14 protein-coding genes and 1 pseudogene are annotated in these 16,136 nt (G+C 48.0%); 14 read left to right on the forward strand and 1 reads right to left on the reverse strand.

All coding sequences use genetic code 11. The annotated features are described in order from the left end of the window. Positions 1–5 precede the first annotated feature (5 nt). A complete protein-coding gene (gene metG / locus TM_RS05505; RefSeq protein WP_004080396.1) occupies positions 6–1,895 on the reverse strand; it encodes a methionine--tRNA ligase in 1,890 nt (629 codons plus the stop codon). Positions 1,896–1,955: 60 nt separating this feature from the next. On the opposite strand from metG, the gene TM_RS05510 reads away from it, so the two are divergent. The 14 genes and pseudogenes from TM_RS05510 to TM_RS09680 all read left to right on the forward strand — a co-directional run. Next, complete coding sequence (locus TM_RS05510; protein ID WP_004080391.1) at positions 1,956–2,804, forward strand: DUF4438 domain-containing protein; 849 nt, start codon at positions 1,956–1,958, stop codon at positions 2,802–2,804. 4 nt (positions 2,805–2,808) lie between these two features. Then, positions 2,809–3,477 (forward strand): rhomboid family intramembrane serine protease, encoded by a 669-nt coding sequence (locus tag TM_RS05515; RefSeq protein ID WP_004080389.1) that lies wholly within the window; start codon positions 2,809–2,811, stop codon positions 3,475–3,477. A 19-nt stretch (positions 3,478–3,496) separates the two neighbouring features. Further along, a complete protein-coding gene (locus TM_RS05520; RefSeq protein WP_004080386.1) occupies positions 3,497–3,928 on the forward strand; it encodes a potassium channel family protein in 432 nt (143 codons plus the stop codon). Beyond that, entirely contained in the window at positions 3,925–4,581 is a 657-nt protein-coding gene (locus TM_RS05525; RefSeq protein WP_004080380.1) for a potassium channel family protein, read from the forward strand. The genes TM_RS05520 and TM_RS05525 overlap by 4 nt, the downstream gene beginning before the upstream one ends. An 18-nt stretch (positions 4,582–4,599) precedes the next feature. Then, complete coding sequence (locus TM_RS05530) at positions 4,600–6,087, forward strand: TrkH family potassium uptake protein (RefSeq protein WP_004080375.1); 1,488 nt, start codon at positions 4,600–4,602, stop codon at positions 6,085–6,087. Then, positions 6,084–7,346 carry a histidine--tRNA ligase gene (gene hisS / locus TM_RS05535; protein WP_004080372.1) on the forward strand — a complete coding sequence of 421 codons (1,263 nt, stop codon included), beginning with the start codon at positions 6,084–6,086 and terminating at the stop codon, positions 7,344–7,346. The genes TM_RS05530 and hisS overlap by 4 nt, the downstream gene beginning before the upstream one ends. Before the next feature lie 27 nt (positions 7,347–7,373). Then, entirely contained in the window at positions 7,374–7,895 is a 522-nt protein-coding gene (locus TM_RS05540; protein WP_004080370.1) for a hypothetical protein, read from the forward strand. Next, positions 7,888–8,718: a hypothetical protein gene (locus tag TM_RS05545; RefSeq protein WP_004080369.1), complete on the forward strand. Its 831-nt coding sequence runs from the start codon at positions 7,888–7,890 to the stop codon at positions 8,716–8,718. Before TM_RS05540 ends, TM_RS05545 begins: the two co-directional genes overlap by 8 nt. Positions 8,719–8,755: 37 nt before the next feature. Continuing rightward, entirely contained in the window at positions 8,756–10,396 is a 1,641-nt protein-coding gene (argS, locus tag TM_RS05550) for an arginine--tRNA ligase (RefSeq protein WP_004080362.1), read from the forward strand. A 3-nt stretch (positions 10,397–10,399) separates the two neighbouring features. Next, entirely contained in the window at positions 10,400–11,719 is a 1,320-nt protein-coding gene (rlmD, locus tag TM_RS05555) for a 23S rRNA (uracil(1939)-C(5))-methyltransferase RlmD (protein ID WP_004080361.1), read from the forward strand. 414 nt (positions 11,720–12,133) lie between these two features. After that, the gene (gene purB / locus TM_RS05560; RefSeq protein ID WP_004080360.1) at positions 12,134–13,429 is read left to right on the forward strand and encodes an adenylosuccinate lyase; all 1,296 of its coding nucleotides are present in this window, start codon (positions 12,134–12,136) and stop codon (positions 13,427–13,429) included. A gap of 5 nt (positions 13,430–13,434) precedes the next feature. Next, positions 13,435–14,628, forward strand: a complete 1,194-nt coding sequence (locus tag TM_RS05565) for an adenylosuccinate synthase (RefSeq protein ID WP_004080356.1) — start codon at positions 13,435–13,437, stop codon at positions 14,626–14,628. Positions 14,629–14,631: 3 nt separating this feature from the next. Beyond that, a complete protein-coding gene (gene argF, locus TM_RS05570) occupies positions 14,632–15,573 on the forward strand; it encodes an ornithine carbamoyltransferase (RefSeq protein WP_004080343.1) in 942 nt (313 codons plus the stop codon). Positions 15,574–15,861: 288 nt separating this feature from the next. After that, positions 15,862–16,113: pseudogene (locus tag TM_RS09680) on the forward strand (CPBP family intramembrane glutamic endopeptidase); the annotation flags it as partial. Positions 16,114–16,136: the final 23 nt, after the last annotated feature.

The raw sequence follows: 16,136 nt of genomic DNA on the forward strand, positions 1-16,136 counted from the left end.
CTCCGTCAGGACACCTTCGCACCTGGTGTGATTTCTCCATCTACAGTCAAAAGTCTCAAGGTATCGCCGGACTTTGCGGCGAGAAGCATTCCCTGAGACTCTATGCCCATGAGTTTTGCGGGTTTTAAATTAGCGACAACGACGATCAGTTTTCCTACGAGTTCTTCAGGTCTGTAGTGTTCTGCAATTCCCGCCACTATCTGTCTCTTTTCCGTTCCAAGATCGATTATCAATCTGAGAAGTTTTCTGGAATTTGGAACCTTCTCCGCTTCGAGGACCTTTGCGATTCTGAGGTCTACTTTGGAAAAATCATCTATTGTGATCGCGTTCTGTTCGGCCGACACCGTCTCCACCACCTTTTTGAAGTCTTTCGCGTCGATTTTCTTGAAGAGAGGTTCGCCGTGGATCACTGTGGAACCAGGCTTCAGAACACCCCAGTTCTCCAGATGTTCCTTCGAAGGCTTTTCTTCAAAGGACACTCTTCTGAACACTTCTTCGGAGGTGTCTGGCATCACCGGGAGCGTCATCAGAGCCACCTTGAACACTGCCTCCAGTGAGTTGTACAGCACCGTTCCGAGCCTTTCCATATTCCCCTCTTTTCCAAGTATCCAGGGCTTCGTGTCGTTGAAGTACTTGTTTACGTCCGCTATGAACTCCCATATCTTGTCCAGGGCTTCTGTGAGCCGGTAGGAATCCATGAGTTCATGGTAAGCGTCTTTTGTTTCGAAGAACCTCTCCTTCAGCCAGCTGTCGAACCCTTCCTGAGCGGAAGGAGAAGGGAGTCTTCCGTTGAAATACTTCTTTATCATAGCCGTGATCCTGTGAAGGAGATTTCCGTAGTCGTTCGCGAGATCGGAATTCAATCTGTGGACGAGTCTTTCCTCCGAGAAATCGCCGTCTTTTCCGAACATGATATCCCGTATCAGGTAGTACCTCACCACATCGTTGCCGTATCTCTTCACGAAGAACCTGGGGTCTATAGCGTTGCCGAGAGACTTGCTGATCTTCTGGCCGTTCACCGTGAGCCACCCGTGTGCGAACACCTTCTTTGGAAGTGGGAGTCCAACCGACATGAGCATCGCAGGCCATATGATGGAGTGGAATCTGTTTATTTCTTTTCCTATCAGATGCAAATCTGCGGGCCACCATTTGTTGAACATCTCATCGTTCCAGCCGTACCCTATAGCGGATATGTAATTTATGAGAGCGTCCACCCACACATAGATCACGTGTTCCGGATCGTCCTTCATGGGAACGCCCCATTTGAAGGTCGTCCTGGTGATGCTCAGGTCTTTGAGACCACCTTCGAGGATCTTCAACATCTCGTTTCTTCTGAAGTCCGGTTCCACAAAATCGGGATGCTCCTCGTAGTACTTCAGAAGGGAATCTCTGTATTTCGAAAGTCTGAAGAAGTAATTCTCTTCCTCGACCCATTTGACGGGTCTTTTACACTCCGGACAGAAACGTTCTTCTCCTTCCTTTATAACCTCGTCCTCGTTCCAGAACGTCTCACAGGGAACACAGTACCATCCCTTGTAGATGCCCTTGTAGACGTCTCCGTTCTCCTTCATCTTCGCAACGAATTCCTGGACAGTTTTCATGTGCATTTCGTCTGTGGTTCGGATGAAATAATCGTTCGTGATCTTCAGTTCTTTCCAGAGCCGTTTGAACTTTTCAGCCAGTTCGTCACAGAATTCCTGCGGGTCCTTCCCCGCCTGCTGGGCTGCCTGCAGTACCTTCTGGCCGTGCTCATCTGTTCCCGTGAGGAAGAACACATCGTAACCCATGAAACGTTTGTAGCGAGCGATGATATCGGCTACAATAGTGGTATAGGCACTTCCTATGTGGGGCTCAGAATTCACGTAGTAGATTGGGGTGGTGATGTAAAATTTCAAAGTGTCACCTCCTTGTTTTCCCTATCTATTCAATGATACCACACACCGGAGGTGAGATTTGTGAGAACTAACAAAGACAGACTCGTTCGAATTTCGGTTGTTGGAGAGATCGCTCCAGCGAAAATGAGGTCTCCTTACAGTGTAACAACCGAAGGGACAGTGAGGGTAATTCCAGTGCTTGGAGGCATCACCTACAACGTGAAGGTGGGTGACAGTGCTTACGGATGGGCAGGAGACCATGTAGAACCGGGTGTGTCTGTCATGGCAAGAAGAAAAGAAGAGGAAATACCGCTGATGACTCTCTCGTGTATAGGAAACGAAGTGATCGTGATGTCTGGAGACGCGAAGGGAAGCAGAGGATTCGTCACGGGAAAACACGGAGGTGTGAACCACGTTCTCGTTCACTTCGAGGAAGAAGTACTCGGAAAGCTCATGGTGGGGGATAAGATATTGATAAAGGCCTGGGGGCAGGGACTGAAGCTTCTGGATCATCCGGATGTGAAGGTGATGAACATCGACCCAGATCTCTTCGAAAAACTTGGGATACAGGAAAAGAATGGGAAAATCCATGTACCTGTTGTTGCGAAGATTCCAGCGCACATGATGGGATCTGGGATTGGCGCTTCGAGCAGTGCTTCCACCGACTACGATATAATGGCATCGAATCCTGAGGATCTTGGAGTAGCGGATCTGAAACTTGGAGACATCGTCGCAATTCAGGACCACGACAATTCCTATGGAGTTGGAAAGTACAGAAAAGGGGCAGTATCGATAGGTGTTGTGGTACACTCTGCCTGCGTTTCAGCAGGACACGGTCCGGGTGTGGTTGTGATCATGACGGGAGACGAATCGAAGATATTACCGGAAGAGGTGGAAAGGGCGAACATATCTGATTATCTTGTGAGGTGATATCGTGTTTCCTCTTTACGATGTTCTCCCAAGTAGAAAGAAGCCTTACGTAACGATAGCTTTGATTTTGATAAACGTGGTTGTTTTCGTGTATGAACTCATGTTGAACGACAGAGAACTTCTCCTGTTCATGTACAGATATGGCCTCGTGCCAGCTCGTTACACGGTTGAGAGAGTAAAAGAAGCGCTCGGCTTTTCTCTTCTTCCTTTCATAACTCACATGTTTCTCCACGGAGGGTTCTGGCACATCCTGGGTAACATGTGGTTTCTCTGGATATTCGGAGACAACACAGAAGACGAGATGGGCCACGTTGGCTACACTCTGTTTTATCTATCCGCCGGTATTTTTGCCGCACTCACCCAGTTCGTTTTTACGCTTCATTCAACAACTCCCATGGTTGGGGCATCCGGGGCGGTGTCCGGAGTTATGGGAGCTTATTTCGTACTGTTTCCGTACTCGAGGATCGTGACTCTGTTTCCAATTTTCTTCTTCCTCACACTCGTGGAAATACCGGCGTTCTACTATCTGATGATCTGGTTCTTTATCCAGGTTCTGAACGGCCTTGTTGGATCCTACGGAATAGCGTGGTGGGCACACATAGGTGGATTTGTCTACGGGATGATTTGGGGATATATTTTAAGGATGAGAAGGATTCACAGATACAGATATTGAAGGTGAGGGAGTTAACATTATGTCAAAAAAACAAAAAAGCAAGTACATCGTGATATTCGGCTGTGGAAGACTTGGATCGCTGATAGCAAATCTTGCTTCCTCTTCGGGACACAGTGTCGTGGTCGTGGATAAAAACGAATACGCGTTTCACAGGCTCAACTCCGAGTTTTCCGGTTTCACCGTGGTGGGAGATGCCGCGGAGTTTGAAACTCTGAAAGAGTGTGGTATGGAGAAGGCAGACATGGTGTTTGCGTTCACGAACGACGACAGTACGAATTTCTTCATCTCGATGAACGCAAGGTACATGTTCAACGTGGAGAACGTGATCGCCAGGGTCTACGATCCGGAAAAGATAAAGATTTTCGAAGAAAATGGAATAAAAACCATCTGTCCCGCCGTTCTCATGATAGAGAAAGTAAAGGAGTTCATCATAGGGAGTGAAGAAGATTGAAAGTCATAATAATCGGTGGAGAAACGACGGCGTATTACCTTGCGCGTTCCATGCTGTCACGAAAGTACGGTGTAGTGATCATAAACAAAGACAGGGAACTCTGCGAAGAGTTCGCCAAGAAATTGAAGGCGACGATCATACACGGAGATGGAAGTCACAAAGAGATACTCAGAGACGCCGAGGTTTCGAAAAACGATGTGGTGGTGATCCTCACTCCAAGAGATGAGGTCAATTTGTTCATCGCACAGCTTGTTATGAAGGACTTCGGGGTAAAGCGGGTAGTGAGTCTTGTCAACGACCCGGGAAACATGGAAATATTCAAAAAAATGGGTATCACAACCGTCTTGAATCTCACCACTCTCATAACGAACACGGTGGAAGCTCTCATCTTCCCAGATGAGTTCTCCAGCATCATACCGCTGGAACAAGGTATTGAGTTTCTAAGTGTGAACGTGGAAGAAGACAGTCCGGTTGTGGGAAAGAAGTTGAAGGATCTTCCGCTTCCAAGGGATAGTATCATCGCTGCCATCGTCCGCGGTGGAGTGCTTGTGGTTCCGAGAGGAGATACGGAGATCCTCTCCGGTGATAAACTGTACGTGATCGTAAGTGCAGAAGCCAAAGAAACAGTCGAAGAGACACTGCTTGGAAGGTGAGAAAAATTGGAAGACCTAATGACCAGTACCAAATACAGACTCAAGGTGATTTTCTGGTACGTAGGTCAGCTTTTGATATGGTTCCCTGCGATCCTTCTTCTGCCAACAATTTTTGTGATTTTCTATCCTGAAGAGTGGATATACATCGAGTCTTTTTTGGTTCCTTCAATCATTTCCTTTGCCTCTGGTGTTGTTCTTAAAAAAGTTTCAAAATTGAACGAGACTCGTGTAGTGGGGTATCAGGAAGGAGCGGTGATAGTTGTCACAACGTGGTGCGCCGCGGTAGTCCTTTCAGCACTTCCGTTCGTTATAGAGGGTCTTTTGAATTTTCACCAGGCAGTATTCGAGGCCACAAGCGGCTGGACCACAACGGGGCTCACCATGTTTCCTGACGTGGAGAGTCTTCCCCATGTGTTTCTGGTGTGGAGAAGTGTCATGCAGTTCATTGGAGGTGCGGGATTTGCCGTCATAATGCTCGCCACATTGATCGGACCTCTCGGAGCTTCCCTTTACAGTTCCGAAGGTAGGGTGGACAACATACTCCCAAATGTGACCCACTCCACGAAGGTGATCATGGTCATATACGTGGCGTACGCCGCCGCTGGTATGTTCTTTCTTCATATGGCCGGTATGCCCTGGTTCGATGCCTTCAACCATTCTCTCACCGCTCTCGCAACGGGTGGTTTCTCGGTGAAAAACGCGAGTATTGGATACTACGGCAGTGTATCGATAGAAGTGATAACCATCGTTCTCATGCTGCTCGGTGGAACGGGTTTTGGAATCCATTACACCCTCTGGAAGGGAAACTTCAAAGCCTTCGTCAAAAACGGGGAACCCTGGATCATGGGATCCACCATTGTCATCGCATCGCTGTTTCTACTGCGACCAGCCGAAAAGGTTTTTCACGAAAAGGCGCTCAGATACGTGGTGTTTCAGGTAGTCTCTGCAATAACGGGCACCGGGTTCTCCAACGCCGATCTTGTTCCGTGGGTTACTCTCTTTCCAATCGGCGTGTATCTTCTCACCGTTATCATGATGCTCGGTGGAATGATGGATTCAACGGCTGGTGGTTTGAAACAGTTCAGAGTGTTCGTCACACTGAAATTGATATATCGATCTATCATCAATTTCATGGGACCGAGGCGAAAGGTTGAAAAGATCATAGTTTGGAAAGGTGAAAACAGGAAAACCATAGACGATGGGATCATAAAGGACATGTTCGTCTTCTTTGGGGTCTACGCCCTGACCTATCTGGTGGGAACCTTGATCCTCATGAGTTACGGATACGATCCACTGGTTTCCATGTTCGAATTCTCCTCCGCAATGAATGGAGTAGGTCTCTCGGTGGGGCTCACCAGTCCGAATCTTCCGGTGGGTGTAATATGGACCATGACGGTGGGCATGTTCCTCGGAAGACTGGAATTCCTCGTCGTCTTTTACGCAATTGTGAGAATCATAAGAGATGTGAAGATTCTTCTCGAGGAAAGGGGAGGTGTGAATAGTTGAAATACAGAAGGATAAAGGGAACAAACGATATCTTCGGTGAAGAGATATGGTACTGGAGGTACGTCGAGGAAACCTTCAGAAATGTGTGCGAAAGCGCGGGAATAGAGGAGATCAGAACTCCCATATTCGAACAGACGGAACTTTTCGTTAGAAGTGTGGGAGAAGAATCAGACATCGTTCAGAAAGAGATGTACACCTTCCAGGACAAAGCGGGAAGGAGCATCACTCTGAGACCAGAAGGTACCGCGCCCGTCGTCAGGGCTTTTCTGGAGAATTCTCTGATAGATAGGGGGTTTCAACAGAGATACTACTACATAGGTCCCATGTTCCGATACGAAAAACCACAATCGGGGAGATTGAGACAGTTTCACCAGGTGGGTTTCGAGATCATCGGCCCCGAATCTCCAAAAGCGGATTTCGAGGTGATCATGCTGGTTGATACCTTCTTGAGAAGGCTCGGACTCACGAAATACAAGATTCACCTGAATTCCATAGGCTGTCCGGTGTGCAGGAAAAACTATCGCGAAGCCCTCAAGGAGTATTACGGTCGAATCCTGGACAATCTCTGTGACGACTGCAAAAGACGTTACGAGACGAACATTTTGAGACTGCTCGATTGCAAGGTGGACCACGAATACTCTCTGAATGCACCAAAAAGCGTCGACTATCTCTGTGATTCCTGCAGGGCACACTACAAGAAGTTGAAAGAGTACCTCAACACTTTCGAGATCGAATACGTGGAAGATCACACCCTGGTCCGCGGGCTCGACTACTACACCAGAACGGTTTTTGAGGTGAGGCACGAAGGTCTTGGAGCCCAGAGCGCCATCGCGGGTGGTGGAAGGTACGATGGCCTCTTTGCGGAGCTTGGGGGCTCTTCCGTACCCGCCCTTGGTTTTGCAGGTGGTATAGAGAGAATTATACTCGCTTTAAAAGCAGAGGGAATAGAAATCCCGATGAAAAATGTTCATCTTGTTTACATCGCAACTCTTGGTGAAAAAGCCTTTATGGATGGTGTTCGGCTTGCGGGTGAATTGAGAAAGAAAGGCCTGAGTGTGGATGTGGACATCATGGATAGAAAGCTCTCCGGTCAGCTTAAGCACGCCAGCAGAATGGGATCGAGGTATGCGGTCATTATTGGTGATGAAGAACTGGAAAAAGGAATCGTCATTCTCCGCGACCTCGAGACGGGAGACCAGGTTGAAATCGATCGGGACTTCGCCGCTGACTACATCGCTGAAAGGGTTTCAAAAGATTGATGCTATACTTGAAATGGGTGGATCAAGTTGAAAATTCTGGTTGGATCACCCGTATCTCTTGAGGAGTTTGAAACAATAGACCTTTTCATATCATGGCTGGATGTGATTCCAGACAACGCCAGATTTTCCATTGTGGGTACCAGCAAATTTTTCATCATCGGAAAGAACGGAAGGGAATGGAAGAAAGGTTACGAATTCGGAATCGTAGATGCTGACATAAATATTTTTGTGGTGGGTGGGGATCTTGCTCTCTACCCGGAAGTCTTTTACATTGCAAAAGAGAACGGTGCGAAACTGGTGGTTGGTTTCTGTGAGATTCAAAACTTCATAGATTTTAATTTTGTAAAGGCAAAGTTCTGGGCACACACGCAGGAAACATCTCTGGCCTCCATAGTCTTGTTGAATTTCCTGGGAAAGGTTCACAACAATATCTACTTTCCTCTCGAAAAAACAAAAAACCAAACGGGGGTCGTGGCAGAGGGAGTAGCTCCCGTTTTTCTGGAGTTGAAAAAGAATTTCTTCTCTTCGGAGGAAGCCGAAGATGTTTGAGAACATTCTCTGGAAGATGGTGAAAAAAAGGTTGATCCCGAAAAGAAAAATCTCAAGAGTGCACCGAAGCAGAAAAGGTGTAAAAAGGGTAGTGTGCGTCGCGTTTCCTCTGGACCAGATGTTCAAATCCGCGGACGATTTCATAGATGCTCTGATGGAAATCTTGCAGGAGGATCTTCCTTTTGTGGACCTTCTCATTTTCCCAAGACTGACAGGTAATCTCCTCGCCGGGGTTTCTCCGATAAGAATAGAGAATTTTGAAAAACTCGATCCATTTTACACAGATCTGCTTCGATACATTTCGAAAGGACTGGACGTACCAATTGTCGCTCCAGGTGTGGAGACTTTTCGAACATCTCCCGATGTGCTGGTGATAGAAAACGGTGAAGTGTTACATCGATACACCCTCAGAGAAAGGTTCGCAGTTGCGGATTTTGGGGAATGGTACGCCGCAGTTCTCAGAAAGGAAGACACACTCTCTTCAAAGGCTCTGAGGCCGCTCGTGGAAAAGAACGTCTTTGCTTTCATCCACTTCGATCTGGAAACGGAAGAAAACGACTGGTGGAAAGAGAAAAAAGGTCTATGGGCACGTTCCCAGAGTCTCGAGGTTTTTGGAATCAAAGTTTCTCCAAGAGGAACTTTTCTTGGAAAAACTTACCGAGGGAAAAGCTACGTGAGCGCACCTATCCCGCTCACCCCGAACCTGACGGGTTTTCTGCGACAGGATTGTGGTGTGAAAATGTCCGTGGACCTCGAACTGGATCTTCTAAAGGGAAAGAGGCACAGGATAGATACGGTGAAACACATTCTCTTCAGAGGGTAACAGATCAGCAGAATCCGAAACATGGAGGTGCGGTAGAGTGCTGGTGAACGCGATCAGGCAAAAGGTGTCCGAAGTCATCTCTAAAGCGTACGGTTCAGAAATCGAATTCGAGGTCGAAATTCCACCCAGAAAGGAATTCGGAGATCTGTCCACCAACGTTGCCATGAAGCTCGCAAAAACTTTGAAGAAAAACCCGCGGGAGATAGCTCAGGAGATCGTAAAAAGTCTCGATGAAGATCCCTCGTTTGACAGGATAGAAATCATGGGACCCGGTTTCATAAATTTCTTCCTGTCGAACGAACTGCTCCGTGGAGTGGTTAAAACCGTGCTGGAGAAAAAAGACGAGTACGGGAGAGAGAACGTTGGAAATGGAATGAAGGTGCAGTTCGAATACGGAAGTGCAAACCCAACGGGACCATTCACCGTTGGGCACGGTAGACAGATCATCATAGGTGACGTGCTTTCCGAGGTTTACAAAGAGCTCGGTTACGATGTGACGAGGGAAATGTATATAAACGACGCCGGAAAGCAGATAAGGCTTCTCGCTCAGTCGCTTTGGGCAAGGTACAATCAGCTTCTCGGAGTTGAAAAAGAAATTCCCGAAGGGGGCTATCGCGGGGAATACCTCGTGGACATCGCGAGGGATCTGGTGAACGAAATCGGAGATAGATACAAAGATCTGTGGAACGAAGAAGTGGAGGAGTTTTTCAAACAGACAGCGCTGAACAGAATTCTCTCCTCCATGAAAGATACCCTTGAAAAGATTGGTTCTTCGTTCGATGTGTACTTCTCAGAAAAGAGTTTGATAGAGGATGGGACTGTCGAAGAGGTGCTGAAACTCCTCAAGAACAAGGACGTTGTTTACGAAAAAGACGGTGCTGTGTGGTTGAAAGTCTCTGCCTTCATAGATGAGGAAGACAAGGTTCTTGTGAGAAGCGACGGTACATACACGTACTTCATGACGGATATCGCGTATCACTACAAGAAATATAAGAGAGGCTTCAGGAAGGTTTACGACATCTGGGGTAGTGACCATCACGGTCACATACCAAGAATGAAGGCAGCGATGAAAGCCCTCGACATTCCCGACGATTTCTTCAACGTTATACTGCATCAGTTCGTTACTCTGAAACGTGGTGGGGAAATCGTTCGCATGTCCACGCGAGCGGGAGAATTCGTCACTCTGGACGAACTTCTCGACGAAGTGGGAAGAGACGCCACCCGATATTTCTTTGCGATGGTGGACCCCAATACCCACATGGTGTTCGATATCGATCTGGCGAAGGCCAAATCCATGGACAACCCAGTTTACTACGTTCAGTACGCACATGCCAGGATCCACAATCTCTTCTCCAACGCGGAAAAGAAAGGTGTGAAGTTTGAAGAGGGAAAACACCTTGAACTGCTTGGAAACGAAGAAGAAAGGGTTCTGATGAGAAACCTCGGTATGTTCAACACCGCTTTGAAAGAGGTCGCGCAGATGTTCGCACCAAACAGGCTCACGAACTATCTCCAGTCGCTTGCTGAGTCCTTCCACGCATTCTACACCAAACACGTGATAGTGGATCCTGAAAATCCCGAACTTTCGAACGCGCGACTCAACCTTGCCCTCGCAACGGGTATCGTTTTAAGAAAGGGTCTGAAACTCATAGGAGTTTCCGCACCAGAGAGGATGTGAAAGATGCTGGAGCAGGTGAGGATACAGAAGATGGTCAACGGAGGTTACGGCCTTGCCCATCTTTCAAACGGCAAGGTAGTTCTCGTAGAAGGAGCATATCCCGGTGAGGAAGTCCTGATAAAGACCTACAGAGAGAAAAGGGATTTTTCTTTTGGAAAGGTTGTTTCCCTTCTGAAAGAATCCGAAGATCGAATAAAACCACCCTGCAGATACTTTGGAAGATGCGGTGGCTGTCACTGGATGGATGTGAAGTATGAAACCCAGCTTCGTTACAAAAAGGAGGTATTGATCGATCTTTTCGAACGCTCAAATCTGAAGGTAGAAGTGGAAGATGTGGAGCCGAGTGATCTTGTTTTTCACTACAGGACGAAAATGGAGTTTCATTTTCAGGGGAGAAAATTGGGTTTGAAAAAGAGAAACTCCGATTTTGTGATTGACATAAAAGACTGTGAGGTGGCACCGGAAGGCACGGGTGAGATTCTGAACACTGTAAAAGAGGCCGTTCAGGTACTCAACGTTCCTGTTTACAACTGGGAAACGAGGAAGGGAGTGCTCAAGCACCTCGTGATCAGGTACGCATTCAGCACGGACCAGTTCATGGTGATCTTTGTGACAAAGACAGAATCCTTTCCCTGGGGAAGAGATCTGGTTCGCGCTGTGTTAAAGAGATTTCCAAAGATTCACTCCATCATTCATGTGATGAACTCTAAAGACTCTGTGGTCCTAAGGGGGCCGTACAAGACTCTCTACGGTGAAGGAGTAATTGTGGAAGAGTTCGACTGGGAAAGGTTTCAAATTCCACCGACCGCCTTTTTCCAGAGCAACTACTCCATCACATCCAAACTGATAGATCACGTGTACAGAGAACAGGCACTTCAGGGTAACGAGGTGGTGCTGGATCTGTACGCGGGTATCGGTACGTTTTCTGTGAGGACTTCCTTTTCGGCAGCAAGGGTGATCTCCGTTGAATCCAGCAGGGTCGCTGTGAAGGCTGGAAAGGCTAACGCGAACATAAACAGCAGAAAGAACATAGAATACGTGGAACAGGATGTGCTAGACTTTCTGAAAAACTACAGCGGAAGGGCAGACAGGATAATCCTGGATCCACCGAGATCAGGTGCGGGTCCAGAAGTGATGAAAGAAATAGCGAGACTTTCACCTGAAAGGATCGTTTACGTTTCCTGTGACCCTTCTACTCTGGTGAGAGACCTCAAGGTGCTGGTGGAAAACGGCTACTCTATTGTCAGGGTGAAGCCCTTCGACATGTTTCCTCAGACTTACCATGTGGAAACTGCTGTGACTCTCGTGAAAGGGGATCGATGATGTTAGGCCTGGGACTTTCTCTGATCTTCGCTGTTCTCTCGTGGAAAGACAGTGCTTTTGTATCGATACTCGCTCTTGTTGCTTCTGTTATTTTCTTCTTCACCAGAAGTGAGAGAGAAAAGACCCTGTTTCATGTGAGTCTGATCTTTCTCCTCGTCCTCGAGGGGTTCGAATATTTGAAAGGGACAGATTACGATCGAGCCGAGTTGTTTCTGGTGCTGTCCTTCTTTCCTCTGATCGCCACCAGTTTCGCAAAGAAAAAAACCGTGAACATACCTCTCAAATCGCTTTTCTGGTTTCTCGTTGCGATGGCGTTGTGGAAGGTAGCGAGCATTAAATATCCAACGGCTTCTTATCTTGTTTTTCCTGTTGTTGCGCTCGTGTTCACGAGAGATCTGTTTGGGAGGGAAAAAGATGGTAGAAAGGTATTCGCTGTCACCGATGAAGGATCTCTGGACGGAGGAAGCGAAGTACAGAAGATGGCTGGAAGTGGAACTGGCAGTGACGAGGGCGTACGAAGAACTGGGAATGATTCCGAAGGGAGTCACAGAGAGGATAAGAAACAACGCTAAGATAGATGTGGAACTGTTCAAAAAGATAGAAGAGAAAACAAACCACGATGTGGTGGCGTTCGTCGAAGGAATCGGCTCGATGATAGGAGAAGACTCGAGATTCTTCCACTACGGTCTCACCTCGTCAGATGTTCTCGACACCGCAAATTCCCTCGCTCTCGTGGAAGCGGGGAAAATCCTGTTAGAGTCTCTAAAAGAGTTCTGCGACGTGCTCTGGGAAGTCGCGAATCGGTACAAACACACTCCCACCATCGGAAGAACACACGGAGTCCACGCGGAACCCACCTCCTTTGGCTTGAAGGTCCTTGGATGGTACTCCGAAATGAAAAGGAACGTTCAGCGCCTTGAGAGGGCGATAGAGGAAGTTTCTTACGGTAAGATCAGTGGAGCTGTTGGAAACTACGCAAACGTACCACCGGAGGTGGAGGAAAAAGCGCTTTCGTACCTGGGCTTGAAACCTGAACCCGTCTCCACACAGGTTGTACCGAGGGATCGTCACGCTTTCTATCTGTCCACGCTCGCGATCGTGGCAGCGGGGATAGAAAGGATCGCTGTCGAGATCAGACATCTTCAGAGAACGGAAGTGCTCGAGGTGGAAGAACCGTTCAGGAAAGGTCAGAGGGGCTCGAGTGCCATGCCCCACAAGAAGAATCCCATCACCTGCGAGCGGCTCACGGGACTTTCCAGAATGATGAGGGCGTACGTCGATCCTTCCCTTGAAAACATCGCGCTCTGGCATGAGAGGGACATTTCGCACTCTTCCGTCGAAAGATACGTTTTTCCTGACGCCACGCAGACTCTTTACTACATGATCGTCACGGCCACAAACGTGGTGAGGAACATGAAAGTGAACGAAGAAAGAATGAAGAAGAACATAGATCTCACGAAAGGTCTCGTGTTCTCCCAGAGAGTCCTGCTGAAACTCATAGAGAAAGGACTCACGAGGAAAGAGGCTTACGATATCGTCCAGAGGAACGCTCTGAAAACCTGGAATTCCGAAAAACACTTCCTCGAGTACCTCCTCGAGGATGAAGAGGTTAAGAAACTGGTTACCAAAGAAGAGCTCGAAGAACTCTTCGATATCTCTTACTACTTGAAACACGTAGACCACATCTTCGAACGCTTTGAAAAGGAGTGAAGCGAATGAACCGTGTTGTGGTGGGTCTTCAATGGGGAGACGAAGGAAAGGGCAAGGTGGTAACGTATCTTTCCAGATATCACGATATCGTGGCGAGATTTTCAGGTGGAGCGAATGCCGGGCACACTGTGAATTACGGAGATTTCAAGGTGATACACCACCTCCTCCCTTCGGCCGATTTCACAAAAAACAGAGGAATCGCCATAGGAAGCGGGGTTCTCCTGGATCCTCAGGTGCTGACAGAAGAATTGAGGGAATTGAAAGAGAAATTTCCCGATTATTCAGGTGAAATCTTCATCTCTGAGAGCGCACACGTGGTTCTTCCAGTGCACAAAGAAATGGACAGGATAATAGACGAAGTGTTGAAAATAGGCACTACGAAAAGAGGAATAGGTCCCGCTTGTGCTGACAGGGTTATGAGGGTGAACGTGAGAGTTGCAGAGCTCGGCAACGAAGAAAAACTCAGATATTTCCTCGAAAAGAATCTCTCTTTGAAGAAGATCTACGGGGTGGATTTCGACGCAGAGAAAATGATGGGAGATCTTTCCACCTTCTATGAGACAATAAAAGACTTCGTCGTTTCACCGGTCCAGTTGAAAAGAATCCTCGAAGAGAAGAGCGTTCTCTTCGAAGGAACACAGGGGGTCCTTCTAGATCTGGACGTGGGAACGTACCCGTACGTCACGAGCATGAACTGTTCCTCCTCAGGCGTGAGCGCGGGAATGGGCTTTCCTGTGGAAGTAGATGAAGTTTTAGGCGTCTTCAAGGCGTACACAACACGAGTCGGAGAAGGTCCCTTCCCGACGGAGCTCACAGGAGAAGAAGGAGAGAAGTTGAGAAAAGCGGGACACGAATACGGTTCCACGACCGGTCGGCCGAGGAGATGCGGCTGGCTCGATCTGCCGCTCCTCAGGTACGCCATTGAGATCTCCGGTGTCGACTCTCTGGTCATGACCAAGGCAGATGTGCTGAACGGTTTTGAAAAGATCAAGGTCTGCGTGCGCTACTCCGATGGAAGAGATCTCGTTTCACTCAGAGATCTGGAAAAGAAAGAGCCCGTCTACGAAGTCTTCGATGGCTGGAAATCTCTGGAAGACAAGAACTTCGAGCGCTTTGTTGATTTCATAGAAAGAGAGACAGGAAGACCGGTAAGGTACATATCCACAGGTGAAAAACTCGAGGATATAGTGGAGGTGTGAAGTGTGTCTGTGAATCTGAAAGGGAGATCTCTTCTCACTCTTCTTGATTTTTCTCCTGAAGAGATCAGATACCTTCTCGATATCTCAAAGCAGGTGAAGATGGAGAACAGATCCAAACTGAGAACCGAAAGGTTCAAAGGAATGACCCTCGCCATGATCTTCGAGAAACGATCAACGAGAACGAGACTCGCCTTTGAAACCGCTTTTGCAGAAGAAGGAGGACATCCGATCTTTCTTTCACCGAACGACATACACCTTGGAGCAAAAGAATCTCTCGAGGACACCGCACGCGTCCTTGGAAGAATGGTGGACGCCATCATGTTCAGGGGCTACAAACAGGAGACTGTGGAAAAGCTGGCTGAGTACTCCGGTGTTCCCGTGTACAACGGACTCACCGACGAGTTCCACCCAACGCAGGCGCTCGCCGACCTGATGACCATAGAGGAAAATTTTGGCAGATTGAAGGGTGTAAAGGTTGTTTTCATGGGGGACACCAGAAACAACGTTGCGACCTCCCTCATGATCGCCTGTGCGAAGATGGGGATGAATTTCGTGGCGTGTGGTCCCGAAGAACTCAAGCCCAGATCTGACGTATTCAAAAGGTGCCAAGAAATAGTGAAAGAAACCGATGGGAGCGTTTCTTTCACATCGAATCTGGAAGAAGCACTCGCAGGTGCCGATGTCGTCTACACAGACGTGTGGGCATCCATGGGTGAGGAAGACAAAGAAAAGGAGAGAATGGCTCTTTTAAAACCTTATCAGGTGAACGAGAGAGTGATGGAAATGACGGGTAAATCGGAAACGATTTTCATGCACTGCCTCCCCGCGGTGAAGGGCCAGGAGGTCACCTACGAGGTAATCGAGGGAAAACAGAGCAGGGTCTGGGACGAGGCGGAGAATAGAAAGCACACCATAAAAGCGGTCATGATAGCAACACTGCTGTGAGGTGAAGCCGTGAGCGTTCTTTACTCAATAATAGCCCTTGCTTTGTATCTTGCGTTCATGTTTTCGATAAATCTCTTCAGGATACGCCGATTCGAGAAGGCGATCTTCTATCAGTCCCTGCTGGGACTCGCCGGCGCTGTGACGGTGTGTGTGGCCTTTCGATACGTTCCATCGTTCAGAGTAAGCTTTGTCGATCTACACTGGTTCCTGATTCTCCTCTTCGTGAACGTGTTTTTCTTAGGAGGCAGTGAAGTTCGATTTCCACCCTTCATGAACCGCTTCATCGTGATGGTTTCGGTGGTGTTTCTGTCTCCTTTCTCGGAAGAATTGTTCTTCAGGGGAGTTTTTTTGAAACTGAACGGAAACGACATATGGACCAACGCACTCGTTTTTTCTTTCCTTCACCTCTTCAACGTGATCGTGGGCTTCGAAAGATTTTCCTTTGCGAACCTCGTATACAGATTCGTCGTTGCACTCATATTCGCTCACAGCGCAGCCGTCAGTGGTTCTCTGTTTCCCGCTGTTCTGTACCATACCACCAACAATCTTGTCGCCTTCATCCT

Origin of the sequence: Thermotoga maritima MSB8, assembly GCF_000008545.1 — a bacterium.
Taxonomy (GTDB): domain Bacteria; phylum Thermotogota; class Thermotogae; order Thermotogales; family Thermotogaceae; genus Thermotoga; species Thermotoga maritima.

Excerpts from the sequence above, each read along its gene's own strand:
- TM_RS05545 (WP_004080369.1), top strand. The coding sequence starts at position 7,888 with ATGTTTGAGAACATTCTCTGGAAGATGGTGAAAAAAAGGTTGATCCCG.
- TM_RS05530 (WP_004080375.1), top strand. The coding sequence starts at position 4,600 with ATGACCAGTACCAAATACAGACTCAAGGTGATTTTCTGGTACGTAGGT.
- purB (WP_004080360.1), top strand. The coding sequence starts at position 12,134 with ATGGTAGAAAGGTATTCGCTGTCACCGATGAAGGATCTCTGGACGGAG.
- TM_RS05565 (WP_004080356.1), top strand. The coding sequence starts at position 13,435 with ATGAACCGTGTTGTGGTGGGTCTTCAATGGGGAGACGAAGGAAAGGGC.
- TM_RS05520 (WP_004080386.1), top strand. The coding sequence starts at position 3,497 with ATGTCAAAAAAACAAAAAAGCAAGTACATCGTGATATTCGGCTGTGGA.
- rlmD (WP_004080361.1), top strand. The coding sequence starts at position 10,400 with ATGCTGGAGCAGGTGAGGATACAGAAGATGGTCAACGGAGGTTACGGC.